The 14063-nt window shown below is 42.9% G+C and carries 7 protein-coding genes; 1 reads left to right on the top strand and 6 read right to left on the bottom strand.

Annotation, left to right across the window (positions count from 1 at the left end; all coding sequences use genetic code 11):
* Window positions 1-28: 28 nt before the first annotated feature.
* Window positions 29-2305, top strand: a complete 2277-nt coding sequence (locus tag ACTB00_RS01155) for an FAD-dependent oxidoreductase (protein WP_463298114.1) — start codon at window positions 29-31, stop codon at window positions 2303-2305.
* Between the two features lie 65 nt (window positions 2306-2370).
* Here the strand turns inward: ACTB00_RS01155 and ACTB00_RS01150 are convergent, their stop codons facing one another.
* From ACTB00_RS01150 to ACTB00_RS01125, 6 genes are all read right to left on the bottom strand, one after another.
* Window positions 2371-5604 (bottom strand): ABC transporter permease, encoded by a 3234-nt coding sequence (locus tag ACTB00_RS01150; protein WP_463298113.1) that lies wholly within the window; start codon window positions 5602-5604, stop codon window positions 2371-2373.
* Window positions 5601-6281 (bottom strand): ABC transporter ATP-binding protein, encoded by a 681-nt coding sequence (locus tag ACTB00_RS01145; protein ID WP_463298112.1) that lies wholly within the window; start codon window positions 6279-6281, stop codon window positions 5601-5603. Before ACTB00_RS01145 ends, ACTB00_RS01150 begins: the two co-directional genes overlap by 4 nt.
* Before the next feature lie 176 nt (window positions 6282-6457).
* Window positions 6458-7531 carry an alkaline phosphatase gene (locus tag ACTB00_RS01140; protein WP_463298111.1) on the bottom strand — a complete coding sequence of 358 codons (1074 nt, stop codon included), beginning with the start codon at window positions 7529-7531 and terminating at the stop codon, window positions 6458-6460.
* Window positions 7532-7642: 111 nt separating this feature from the next.
* A complete protein-coding gene (locus ACTB00_RS01135) occupies window positions 7643-9352 on the bottom strand; it encodes a RagB/SusD family nutrient uptake outer membrane protein (RefSeq protein ID WP_463298110.1) in 1710 nt (569 codons plus the stop codon).
* A gap of 82 nt (window positions 9353-9434) precedes the next feature.
* Complete coding sequence (locus tag ACTB00_RS01130) at window positions 9435-12677, bottom strand: TonB-dependent receptor (protein ID WP_463298109.1); 3243 nt, start codon at window positions 12675-12677, stop codon at window positions 9435-9437.
* A 175-nt stretch (window positions 12678-12852) separates the two neighbouring features.
* Complete coding sequence (locus ACTB00_RS01125; protein ID WP_463298108.1) at window positions 12853-14046, bottom strand: FecR family protein; 1194 nt, start codon at window positions 14044-14046, stop codon at window positions 12853-12855.
* Between the last annotated feature and the right edge of the window lie 17 nt (window positions 14047-14063).

The raw sequence follows: 14063 nt of genomic DNA, 5'->3' as shown, positions 1-14063 counted from the left end.
TTTTCACCCAAATTAAAATACAAAAGACATGGAAAAAATTGTAATTATAGGGGGAGTTGCAGCCGGAGCAACAGCTGCAGCAAAAGTAAGACGCATTTCCCCGTCAGCTCAAATAACTATGCTCGAAGCAGGGCCAGACATCTCATTTGCAAACTGCGGGTTGCCTTACTACATTGGCGGCGACATCAAAAGCCGTTCAAAACTGATTTTACAGAGTCCGGAAAGTTTTAAGGAACAGTACGATGTAAATGTGCATACAAATACCGCTGTTGTTAAAATAGATAGAGCTGCACATCAAGTGTTGACCTCTCATGCGATTACCGGCGAAGGAAAGACTTATGAGTACACAAAGCTGATTTTGGCTCAGGGAGGAAAACCAATCAATCCAACATTACCAGGCGCTGATCTGGATCATGTTTTCAGCTTGTGGACATTGAATGACATGGATCAAATTTCAGATCATCTGGAACAGAGAAAGCCAAAGCATGCCGTAGTTGTTGGTGGTGGATTTATTGGGCTGGAAATGGTTGAAGCCCTGGCAAAACAAGGGTTAAACGTAAATGTAGTTGAAATGATGCCGCACGTAATGGGCATTATGGAAGGTGAAACTGCCGGATTTATTGAAAATGAATTGCTTTCATACGGAGTGGGAATTCACACGAACACCGGAGTAACCGCAATAAAATCCAACTCAGTTTCGCTGAGTAACGGAAAAACGTTAGACGCCGATATCGTAATCATATCGATTGGTGTGCGCCCTACCCTGCAACTTGCAAAAGATGCCGGATTAGAATTAGGCGAAGCGGGAGGCTTGTTGGTTAATTCTCAGTTACGAACGTCCGATCCTGATATTTACGCAGCTGGCGATATGGTGGAAATAGAGCATCGTGTGAGCGGTAAAAAAGTTCGTATTCCATTAGCAGGCCCAGCTAACCGTCAGGGGCGAATCGCCGCCGAAAATGCCCTGGGAGGCAACCATGAATACAGAGGAGCTATCGGAACATCGGTAGTTCGTGTTTTTGAAGCTGTTGCCGGAATTACGGGCTTATCATTAAAACAAGCTCGTGCTTTGGGAATCGATGCCGATGCTGTCACCGTTCATAAAGAACATCACACGGCCTATTATCCGGGAGCAGAAACAGTGACCAGCCTTTTGGTTTACGACCGGAACACCGGAGTTATTTTGGGTGGACAAACTGCCGGCTATAAAGGAGCTGACAAACGTTTGGATGTAATTGCTACTGCTGCTGCCACCAAACTAACGATTCACGATTTGGCCGATATTGATTTAGCTTACTCACCTCCAATTGGAACGGCAAACGATGCCATCAATATGGCTGCGTACACAGCAGAAAACAGAAAATCAGGCTTCAGCCCATCGGTTACAGCTTCTGAATTGGATAGTTTTGTAGCCGATAAAAATCCCGTTTACATTGATGTGCGCGACATTTTTGCTTTTGAAAAAACTCATATTGAAGGTGCGATTCATATTCCTCTCGAATTGTTATCACAGCAAATGGACGAGATTCCTTCCAACCGTCAAATAATCGTTTATGACGAAACCGGCAAGAAAGGCCATCAAGCTCTGAGAACATTGCTTGGAGCTGGATTTAGCGATGTAACCAATATATCAGGTGGCCATACGTCATTGCAACGTCACGCCAGAACGATTGGATTCGAAAATATTGCGATTGATTTGCTAAAGATCGAAAAGAAGACGTTGGAAGAAGAAGTAGCTGAACCAGAAGAACAGACAACCAACAAGGTAATCGATGATCATTCACCGATTGTTGTTGACGTGCGTACTGTTGAAGAGTTCGAAAGCGGCGCTTATCCCGACGCGATTAACATTCCGTTGGATGAACTGATGTACCGATTTGAAGAGTTGGGAGAGAATGCGTCTCGCGAGATTGTCGTTTATTGTGCCTCAGGTGCACGCTCGGGGTATGCACAACGAATGCTCATGCAAGTTGGTTTTAGCAATGTAAAAAATGGCGGTGGTTTAACAACCATGATGGCACACCAAAAACCCAAAGAAGAAACAGATACGGCTTCAAACGAACCAATTGTGGTAGATGTGCGCACTCCCCAGGAATTCCAGGGTGGTGCTTATCCAAACGCCATTAATATTCCACTGGATGAATTAACCGGTCGTATGAACGAACTGGGTAGTAAATCACGGGAAATTACACTTTACTGTGCGTCCGGAGCCCGTTCAGCATACGGCCAACGAATATTGCAACAAGCCGGATTTGAAAGTGTCAGCAATGGTGGTGGAATTATGCATATGATGATGCGGAAATAAAACTTAGATGGAAGTCAATACATAAAAAGGGAGCAATTCATGTTGAATTGTTCCCTTTTTATGTGTTATTCATTTCGAAGCGATTGATATAAACTTCCTCGCATAGCCAGTCGGTTGCCGATAAAAACCCAAAGCCAGCCACTCAGCAGGACAATTACAAAGATTAATAAGCTCCAGTAAAGCAAACCAACATACAATGCAGACAGTAAACCGGGTAAAGCGGAAAGAATTGCCGGTATGAGTCCTAACACAAGCGACACCAAAACAAGAAGCAGGTGACCGCGTAAAACAAATTGCCGGATATTTTGCTTACGAAAACCGGTTGCTTCTAACAAGGCGAATTGTGTGCGACTCTCATAAATACTCCGAAAAATAATAATACCAAGTCCGACTGTTCCAATAAGCAAACCCAAGGCGCCTAACATTAAAAAGATGTTCAGGTAAGTGTTTTCAACCTGATAAAAAAGCAACAAGCGTTCTTTGGTTGATGAAATTTCCAAACCATAATTCCGAAAGGCTGATCGCAGGCTTTCTTCCTCCGAAATAGGTGCCTCAACTAAAAATACTTGCGAACCACTTACCGATGGGAAATTAGCATAAAACAAACTGTCAGCAATCAAAATATTTCCCTGAAAAACAGAATTGGCTAATCCACCAACCAACTTCAACACAATTTGTTCTCCCGCTTCATTTTGATATACGAGTGTGTCGCCAACTGATTTTCCCAATCCCCATTTTATGACCGTTTGATCGGCAACAGCCGGAATTTGCCCATTTCCCAACGGCTTTTCCAGAGTCATCCACGGATGCTGTGCATCCAACTCGTCAGACTTTGTGGCAAAGGCAAACGCCTGACGTTGATCAAATTTCATTACGTCGAAACCTAAAATCCGAGGCCGTTTCACCCGGTTCAGATTCAGGCAACTGGCATCATCACCCGGTACAGCCTGAAACTGTACAAATTGAGCTGGAGATTCTTCCAAGCCTAATTCAAATCGACCTTCCGCAGCATTTAAATCATACAAAACAGGATAACTGGTTTGAGCAAAAAAAGCATAGCCACCGGTACCAGACGAGGCTTGATCGGCATGACTCGTCAAATCTTTACGATTGAGCCCGGTAGAAAGTACTAAAAACACGCCGATTGAGAGGAAGCTGATGATCAACATATTTCTTCGGCGATTAGCTAAAATCAGCTTATAAGAAAGGTAGCTTGCTGACAGTTTCCGGGAAGACGCAGTGTCGTTCCGAATAAACCAATTGTTTACCAATAAAATTAATCCGGGAAGTAAGACAAAACCACTGGTAAAAAAGATTGCAGCATTCAATTCCTGACCAATCCCTTGCCAGACCATCATCATAACAGATAAAGCAACCAAGCATATTCCAATCCAAAATGATCGTTTACCTGCTTTGGATTTTGGAACTTGCTGTTGCTGAACTGATACGATCGCCTGTTTGGCAAAACGCCTTAATACAAACCATACTGTTGTCAAGCTAATGACCACCACAATTAAAATAGTTTGTGCAGCATCCATCGGTGTAACCAAAACATGCAAAATAGAAGTTCGCACAATATCGCGCCAAATGGAATTGATGGCGTCCATAATCAGGCTGTTGTATGCCAAACCGAGTGGCAAGCCGAGTATGATTCCGGAGAACACAATAAATAAGGCTTCGGAGAAGAAAAACTGTCGAATTCTGGCTGGAGAGAATCCCATGGCATGTAAGGTTCCAATCTCGCGACGACGAAAATTCAGATACAGTTCAAACATCAGATAAGCCAATAATAAAGCCGCAAACAACACAAAAAAGCTAAGGCCAATAAACAGACCGCTAAAATCGCTTCCTTGCGACGCAGCTTGCAAACCATTCGCTTTAGCATCTTTTACCTGAAAACCAACATCCTGTGGCTGAAGTGTCGATAATACCAATTCTTCTAAGTCAGCTTCATCGCTATGATTAACGCGAATAGCTGTCGCATTTCCAAAGCGATTACCCCATAATTCTTGAGCTGTTTTCAGGCTGACAAATGCTTTTGGTGTTCCTTTATATTTGTTCCAATAATCTTCATCCTTCTGGCGGATGTCAGACAAATCAATGGGAACGCCTGCTTCCCAATCGCTACAGTGCCCGGCATCTGACAAGCCCGGGATATCAGGCATCAGGTTCAGATCGACCCACTGTCCTTCCATTTCAACAACCCCGGAAATTTGAAACCAAGCTGTCTTTTCTTTCAACTGACGAAGCGGGCCAACCTCAAAATAAGTCACAGAAATTGAGTCTCCAGATTCGGTCTTCAAATCTTCGGCTAACCATTGATTAATGATCATTTCGCCATCCCCAATAGCAGCCATTTGCTCGGGTAAACCTGTAACAAACGAATAAGGCGTTTGCCGATCACCCAACTGAAATTTGTTGACGAAATAAGAAAACGCCGGATAGGCCTTTTCTTCTCTGTGTACTATTTCTTCAAGAATGGATGGCTCAATAAAAACACGGTCGGAGATCAACTCAGTATAATCTAAAGCTACATTTTCCCGGATGGCAAGGTTCAAATCTTCTAACTTCCAATGCACCGAAATCCGTTCATACAAATCTGCTTCCTGCATTCCCCCGGCATTCACTAAAATTACGTTTGCCCTTTCACTCAAATCCATTTGTCGGTTTAAAAAGTCCAGCGATAGGAACACATTTTTTGGAACCGATTGAATGTTTTGTAAATTGAAGTTGCCTGTTTCGTTCTGCCCGGCAATGGCCTTCACCTTCACACGAAATGAAACCGTACTTTCATCGGCCGACACAAAAGGCGTATTCGCCGGAAAGGTGCTCAGTTTGTTCACTCTCAGCAGGATTTCCTCTCCCACATTCACCCCCAATACTTCGGCCAGCTGCGCATTAATTACCGCTTCATTTCCGTTAAACTTATATAAGCTGTCGGTTTCGGCAAAAGCATTAAAACCATTCGCTACTCCCCAAACTTGTATTTGACCCGCTCGAGCTTGTCCACCGTTCAACACGGCCATACCGTTGGCAAACAAAATCGAAGTTACCTCATTGCTTTCAGTCACAATTTCATTTGCTAAATCCGCACGAAACAATCGTTCGCCACCTGTTACAACCCAATTGGTTTCGCCTAATCGTTGCAGGGTGATTTGTTGGAGGCTGTATTTTACGGTATCACCAATGACGAAGGCACCAAACAAAATGGCCGCGCTTAGCGCTACACCAAGTACAATAGTCAGGTTTAATTTCCAATAGTGGAGCCACGATTTAAACGCATATTTCAAACTATTCATGCCTTATTCAGTTGTAGTTTCCCCTCGTTGAGATGATAAATTTTATCCATTTTTGAAGCGAGATTCATTGAGTGAGTAACTACAATCAAGCTTGTCTTGTGCTCTTTATTGAGTTGCAGTAACAAATCGGTTAGCTGATCCGATGCATGCTGATCCAACGCTCCGGTTGGTTCGTCGGCCAGCAATATTCTGGGTTGATTGATCAATGCCCGGGCAACTGCCGTGCGCTGGCATTCGCCCCCCGATAACTGTCCCGGCTTCTGTAAAAGCAAGGCTTCAATTCCCAATTTATGAGTCAACTCTTCTGCTCGTTTTTTAGCAGATTCATCAATTTGCTTTTGTTGGGCAATAACAGGAAGCAGCACGTTCTCCAACAAGTTTAACTGCGGCAGCAAATGATGCAATTGAAATACGAAGCCAATCGACCGGTTACGAAATGCAGCCAACTCCTTCTCATTTTTAGTAAAAACTGATTCGCCATCCAACAATACATCGCCGCTATCTGGTTGATCTAGTGCTCCCAACATATTCAGCAATGTGGTTTTTCCTGAACCGGACGGCCCTACAATGGCCACACTTTCGCCTTCCTTTACGGTTAAATTCAATCCATTAAGAATGACTCTTTTTTCGCCCGATCCGGATTGAAAGCTTTTGGTTAGTGATTTTATTTCGAGCATATCTTTTTGGTTCTTTTTATTCGATCGCAAAGTGATATCGTAAGTAGCAAAGGTAACTTATATGGTTTGATCACGAAACATTGTTGTGTTAAAACCAATGCGTTTGAGCTAAGGAAATAAAAAAGCTGCCCTTTTTCGAACAGCCTTTGCTAACGGTTTATTCTTTTTCAATATTGTTACCTGTGATCTACTATCGCTTGAAGGATCTTAGATCGCATTTCCTGATTTTCAAACGTTCCGGTAAGAATCTCGGAACCTGGTCCATAAGAAAAAACAGGCACCATCGCAGCAGTATGTTGCGTTGTTGCAAACCGAATATCTTCGTACTGATCTCCAGCTAAAGCAAATCCGCTGGTTTCATGATCAGCAGTGACAATTACCAGCGTATTCCCATCTTTTTCAGCAAAGTCCAGTGCTTTACCAACGGTATTATCGAAATCAATGACTTCCGTAATCAAATGTTCGGCGTTATTCCGATGCCCAGCCCAGTCAATTTGAGAACCTTCAACCATCAGGAAAAAACCATCATTACTTTTACTTAGATAGTCCATTGCCATTTGTGTGGCTTGCGGAAGATAGTCGCCTCTCCCTTCTGGCATTTTAGGCATATTTTCGTATGACAGGAAAAACGCATATTTCTTTTCCGGATCGCAGTCAAAACGGTTTAAAGAAACCGTATCAACAACAAAACCATTTTCTTTCATCACTTCCAATTGATTGGTTCCGTCTTCACGCTGGGTAAAGTTTTCCAGCCCTCCGCCCGAAACAAAATCGATCGATGAAACGGCTAATTGGCTCGCAAGCTCTTCATATTGATAGCGCGAGGGAACGTGCCCGTAAAATGCAGCGGGTGTTGCATCGGTAACTGCTGATGTAACCACAACTCCCGTTTGATAATTTAGTGCCGAAAGTGTATCGGTTATGTTCTGCATCGCCACCGTATCAACCGACATACCAATCATTTTTTTAAACGTCCGCTCGCCACAACTATAAGCCGTAGCACTAGCAGCCGAATCGGTAATCTTTTGCACAGCAGCTGACGTATTGATTAACCCAATTTTTGAAAAGCGACTGAAGTTTACTTTTCCTTCTTTGAAATAGTATGCTGATGAAACCTGCGAAAGTCCCATCCCATCGCCAATGAGCAAAATAATATTCAATGGCTTTTTAGTTTGGCTTTTATTTTTGGCTCCATCAGTACAAGCAAATGTGAGAACCAGAAACGAAAAAGCCCACAATTTAATTTTCATCTTTTTAAATTTTTCTTTTTCAAGTATGAATGAATATTTCATTCTCTCCGCTGAAATATCCCGAAAAAAAGGGAGGAGAATTACTTCCCCTCCGAGCTGAACTCAAGTAGGTTAATAGCCTTCATTTTGAACTAGGTAGCCTTCAACCACCGATGTTCCATCAATCGCTGTTTGTGGTATTGGAAACAGACGCTTGGTTACGTCGCTATTGGTTTTCTCGATCAAAGGATCTTCATATTTTCCGAAACGGATCATGTCGGTTCTCCGTTGATGTTCCCAGTAAAATTCAAATCCACGTTCGCGGAAAAGAAGATCCAGGTCAAGTTCTTCGAGAGCCGGCGGCGTAACTTCGGGCCTTGAAGTTCGTGATGCTCTTACAAAGTTTACATCGGCCAATGCACCATCAGCATCATTTTTGTGCAGTTTGGCTTCGGCCCGTAGCAAGTACATGTCAGCCAGGCGTACAATAACCAAATCGTGCTCGCCCTTATTGGTTCCATTGGTCGACACCGAGCTCCATTCATATTTCTCAACGCGATAACCTCTATTGTAATCACTGCCTTCCGCAGTAAAATCAATTTCTAAAAGATAATCAACGTAAGCATCTTCGGCCGCTCTTCGCACATCTTTCACTGGTCCCAGGTAATATTCACCTTCGTCGTCAACAAAAAATGGTTGTTTGTGTCCGGCATTCTGCAGCCCAATTTGCAATCCGCGATAAATACCCCGGTTAAGTTTGAAATCTTCTGCAGCAATTGTTGAGTCTTCAGGCACAATCAGGCGTTCCCAAAAAAAGCGGCAATCGGCCTCTGCCGGATCAATATCGCCGTAGGCCTCAACCCAACTATCATAAAACTCCTGAGTAATAGCACCACCATCAGTTCCATCTCCATCAGGATACAGCGGGTTACCATAAAAGCTACCCGACATTGACCAGTAACACATCCGGTTGTGCGAACTACTCAGGTCTGGGCGTTGATCGATTGACAGGATGAGCTCTTTATTTGTATGATTATCATTATTGAAACATGCGAAAAACTCAGGAGATAATGAATAATCGTAGTCGTCGATCACTTTAGTTGTGTACTCAATTACCTTATCCATATCAGCATCCTGAAAATCGAAATTTATTGCATGCGGATCGCGCCAAACGGCAGCATTCATATGTAGGCGAGCAAGCAGTGCATATGCTCCGCCCTGAGTCAAACGGCCCGGGCCAACATCGGTCCTTAAATCGCCAACCAAATCTACCAGTTCGGTGCGAATATATTCCACCGCCTCATTTCCCCGCAAAATGGTCGACAACTCATCCGGCTCATCTTTCTGAAAAGCTATTCCCCATAAATCAAGCATCAGCATGTTATAGTACGCGCGCATTCCGCGTACTTCGGCCAAATATGTTTTGGCAACATTATCAGTTTCAGCCAACGGTTCCAATGCCACAATGGCGCTGGCAGCTCGAGAAAGCATCTGAGTCAAATCGTTCCAGGTATCTTTGATTTTATTATTTGTCGGCAGATACTCGTGCGTATGTAGCTGAATAAAAACGCCACCATCGTACCAGTCTTTTCCACCACGAGCGGGTAAAATTCCTTCATCTGTTGTAATTTCCTGAAGGCAAAACAAATGCGTATGCAAAAACAGCGTGGATAGGTTTGAATAAACCGGTGCGACAGTGCTTGTTACCAATTCATCTTCCGAAACACTTCCATTGAGCGATTCGTCCAATACTTGCTCTTCCAAATTGGTACAGCTTGAGCTAAACAGCAGCGCTAATGATACGGCTGCCAATTTGATTGTATTTTTTATTTGATGTTTCATCTTGTTAAAATTATTTGTTTTAGATTGTGCGATGGAATTTGTTCTTTCATTCAAGGGAACGTTCTAATATTGTTACCTGCAATTAAAACTTGACGTTTATTCCAGCTACAAATGTTCTGGCTTTTGGATAGCCGTTATCATCAATTCCAAAAGATTGTATTCCTCCCTGAGATTTATCTTGATTGACTTCAGGATCAAATCCTCTATAATCTGTTATAACAAATAAATTCTGCCCTGTAACTGTTACGCGTAACTCCTTAATCCAATTTTCGATTCCCATCGCCTTCGTATTAAAATTATAACCCAGCGTCATATTGTTTAACCGCAGGAATGAGCCGTCTTCAAGGTAGCGGGTTGAAACAAGTGCCGCATTGGTAATTGCTTCCTCTGGATATTCTATTGCTTTTGGAACCACATTGTTTGAAGTGGCCAACTGCCCTTTGTAAAATTTGTTCATGGCGGTGTGGTTGTATATTTTATTTCCTGTCACGCCGTTAAAATTCAAGCTTAAATCCAACCGTTTATAACTCATTTTTACATAGAAGTTGTACAACACATCGGGCAAAGCGCTACCCACAACATAGCGATCGTCGCCATCAGGAACTGCTGGATCTTCGTAAGTTGAAAGTCCATCTTCTCCAATTCCGGTAAACTTTTTCATGTAGAACGAGCCGACTGGATAACCATTAATCATCCCGTTAATTGTAGCCCCGGTTTGTCCCGATCCTGAAGCTGCTCCGGTGGTTAGTACAGTAAATGGCGAATCTTCTACGACATTGTCGATTAACGTAGCGTTTGCACCAACAGCGTATGAAAAACCCTTCAGGTTTTGATGCTGATAATCCAAGGCAATTTCCAACCCTTCATTCGTGATTTTCATATCATCCACATTGGTCCAGTAAGTTGGAGCGGGAGAAACCGGATCAAAAGAAGGCACCTCTACCAAAATATTGGTCGACACCTTATGAAAATAATCCACAGTTCCGGAAAGTGCCCCATTGAACAATCCGAAATCAACACCGACATTGGTTTGCCTAGAAACTTCCCATTGAATATCCGGATTGGCCAACCGTGTGTAAACTGTTCCTACCGGGTAAGAACCAGTTTTGCTTAAAGGATAACTGTAATCGCCACTGTTGGACGACTGAAATGATTCTTTGGTAATTTTTGCCGGAATTTCCTGATTTCCGGTTTGTCCCCAACCGGCACGAAGTTTCAGATTATCGAAAGGAAGCGATTCCATGAATGGCTCTTCTGAAATTCGCCAGCCAGCAGCAAACGATGGGAATGTTCCATATTTGTTGTTTCCACCAAACTTAGACGAGCCGTCCATCCGTACGGTTGCCGTGAGCATGTAGCAACCTTTATAATTGTAAGTAGCCCGTCCGAAAAATGACTGTAATTCATTTATTTCCGCCCAACCCGATGGCCGGTTCTCAGCCAGATCTAAACGTTGACCCAATCCCGGATTGTAGCGTGGCTCAATGCCATTGGCTTCAAATTCAACGATGTTCCAGCTTCTTGACTTCTCTTTTGTTTTTTGGTACGAATGTCCTGCCAGTAACGTCAGGTTATGATCGTTCATATCCATTTCATAAGTCAGGTAATTTTCAAGGAGCGTATTTTTTCCATTGAAAAAAGTTTGCTCCAACCGCCCTTCAACATAAGGATCGATACTTGGCATTTCCTGTGCATCCGTCTCGCTTGAACGGTTTTCGTATCCGAAATTCAACTTGTATACCAGCCCGTCGATAATTTCTAATGAAGGAGCAATGTTAACAATCATATTACGCGTTTCATCAAAATCTTTAAACAGCTCGGCCTGCAGAAGCGGATTGATTAAGTCGGGGTATTTTGTTGGCTCACCATCCTCATCGTACGCCGGATAAGTTGGGTTAAAACTAAGCATGTTGGACACCACTGTTCCCATTTGCGCATTCTCACCCGTTTCGATCGTTGAGTTCAGGTTAAAATCAATATTCAACCGTCCGTCCAGAAGTTTTTGCGTGGCGTTTACCCGGCCGCTGTATCGCTTAATTCCAGTGTTAATCACAATTCCTTGCTGGTCTAAATAGCCCAATGATGCGCGATAAGTCAGGTTATCGGTGCCACCCGACATGACTAGGTTGTAATCCTGGGTAATGGCTGTGCGGGTTAATTCATCCTGCCAATCAGTATTTCCGCCCCGATCTTCGAGCACACCTCCAATTTCTTCCACTTTTCCGCGAAATTCGTCAGCACTGAACAATGGCAATTTTTTAGCCATATTTGAAATCCCAACATTCGAAGTAACAGCCACCCGCGAAGTTCCTGATTTTCCTTTCTTGGTGGTGATAATGATGACACCGTTTGCCCCCCTGGAACCGTAGATTGCTGTCGCCGAAGCATCTTTCAGCACATCAATGCTTTCAATATCTTCAGGGTTGATAAAATTTAAAGGGCTCGAGCTGGAACCAGTGCCAGCCATTCCGACAGGAAAACCATCAATCACAAATAATGGGCCTGATCCTTGGCGAATGGTTCCCTGTCCCCGAATGATGATTCGCTGTCCGCTGCCTGGCGCACCGCTTGAAGAGGTTATATTCACCCCCGAAACTTTCCCCTGAAGCAGCTGCCCGGGCGAATTGGCGACTCCTTTGTTGAAGTTTACACTTTTTACCGAACTTACAGCTCCTGTTACATCCTGCTTTTGCAGGTTTCCGTAGCCAATTGCAACAACTTCGTTCAACCCAAAAGTTTTTTCTTTTAAAGTCACATTGATTTGTTGACTATTACCAAGTTCAACTTCCTGCGAAACCATCCCAACAAATGAGAAGACCAATACATCAGCGTTCATTGGAACACTCAGCGAGTAAGTCCCATCAACATCAGTTGTAACGCCCATGCTGGTTCCTTTTACAATGATTGAAACTCCAGGCAGGGGCGCACCTTGCTCGTCCACAACTTTCCCGGTAATGGTCTTTTTAACGGGTTGTTTGGTTATCGTTTTTTCCGGATCAGGAGCTTGGGTATTTTGGTTTTCTCGGCCTTTGGTTCCAATCATCACCTGGCGATCGTTCACCTGGTAGATATAATTGGTACCATCGAATATCTGATCCAGAATTTCGTAGATTGTTTTATCTGCTAACTGGATCGTTACTTTGCTGTTTAAATCAATTTTAGTGTCTTCGTAAAAAAAGATGTACTCACTTTGGCTTTCAATTTCATCCAATATTTCTTTCATCCCTTTTTCTTCAAGGTTGACCGAAAGTTTGGTAAGCTGGGCATAACTGCTCGCATTAACCGTGAGAATCGTAGAAAAAATCAAAACAATTACTAGTTTCATTATTAGCAATAGTTTTTTAAGGCTCGAAAACAAGCCAGTTTCATAATTATTTTCCATACATTTGAATGTTAATTTTTAAAAACTGAATTAGAGTTTGTTAGAATTTGACAATTGCCGGGAAATGTGATCCAGACATATCCCGGTTTTTTTCGGTTTTGGTTTTATACCATAGGCATTACTGTTTTATATAGAAATGATTATCGGTTTGGTTGACTTTTAACGAGGAAACAAACGCAATGGTAGCCAGCACATCAGCTACATCATCCTTCAAATCGAGTTTTCCGGTAAAGCTTCTGTCGGACAAGGATTCATCGGAAATGCTAATTTCACGATTGTAATATCTTGTAAGTTGCTTCACAATTTCCGGCAAGTGCCCGTTTTTATAAATCAGCATTCCATTTTTCCAACTTGTGTAGTATTTAGTATCGACTTGCTGCTGTGTAATTTCTTTATTATTGGGGTTGTACTGAACCCGGGTGCCGGGAGTAATGCGAAGTTTTCCTTGCTTAAAAAGATTGGCTGCTGCATAATTTATTTCGACACTTCCCTGTTCTAAAACAGTACTGGTGCATGCATCATCGGTATAAGCACACACGTTGAATACTGTTCCTAAAACTTCCACCTCAATATCGCGGGTAACCACTACAAAAGGTAAATCGTCGTGGTGGCTCACGTCAAACATCGCTTCACCTTCGAGAAAAACTTCCCGTTTCTTTCGAGTGAAATTGGCAGGATAAATCAACTTGGAGCCAGAGTTTAACCAAACAATACTTCCGTCGGCAAGCACTACTTTACTCCGCCGGCCGAAAGGAACAATGATTGTACTGTATGCAGTCCTATTTCCATCCGCATGCCGATCGATCTCCTTTTCGTCATCAACCACCACTTTTACTTTGCTTTTGAGGTAATTGATTTCCGACTCTTTGGTGTCAATTTCAATCTCACGGTTTCCGGGCAGAATTAAGCGGGTATTATCGGTTTGATTGTTGGTTTGGATAGTCTCAGCAAAACGACTGATTTGCGACTCTGATGTGTCAAAAACAGCGACAAGCGATATAATTAATAGTGTAAATACAACGACGGCAGCCACCTGAACAATTCGCACATTGAGCAGAAACAAGTCGAACCTTTGCTCATCGATCGTTTGTTTTTGCTGCTCAATTTTACTTCTTAGCTTTTGTAAGCCGCTTTGGTAGTCGAACTTGTTTTCGGAATAACGATAGTTTTTGTTCCATTCTTTTTCCAACTGGTTAAACAATTGTTTGTATCGTTCATCTTTTAAAAAGGAAGCCAGCTGTTTAAGCTCTGTTTGATTTGCTTCGGCTGCCAATACTTTAATGGCAACTTCAAAGAATTTATTCTTGTCCATTTTCTTATGCATTACAA

Source organism: Sunxiuqinia sp., from assembly GCF_055140945.1.
Note: the sequence above shows the minus strand (reverse complement) of the source record. Positions and strands in the feature narration are given on the sequence as shown.

Coding starts and splice junctions, on each gene's coding strand:
- ACTB00_RS01125 (WP_463298108.1), bottom strand. CDS start 14,046: ATGGACAAGAATAAATTCTTTGAAGTTGCCATTAAAGTATTGGCAGCC.
- ACTB00_RS01135 (WP_463298110.1), bottom strand. CDS start 9,352: ATGAAACATCAAATAAAAAATACAATCAAATTGGCAGCCGTATCATTA.
- ACTB00_RS01155 (WP_463298114.1), top strand. CDS start 29: ATGGAAAAAATTGTAATTATAGGGGGAGTTGCAGCCGGAGCAACAGCT.
- ACTB00_RS01150 (WP_463298113.1), bottom strand. CDS start 5,604: ATGAATAGTTTGAAATATGCGTTTAAATCGTGGCTCCACTATTGGAAA.
- ACTB00_RS01130 (WP_463298109.1), bottom strand. CDS start 12,677: ATGAAACTAGTAATTGTTTTGATTTTTTCTACGATTCTCACGGTTAAT.
- ACTB00_RS01140 (WP_463298111.1), bottom strand. CDS start 7,531: ATGAAAATTAAATTGTGGGCTTTTTCGTTTCTGGTTCTCACATTTGCT.
- ACTB00_RS01145 (WP_463298112.1), bottom strand. CDS start 6,281: ATGCTCGAAATAAAATCACTAACCAAAAGCTTTCAATCCGGATCGGGC.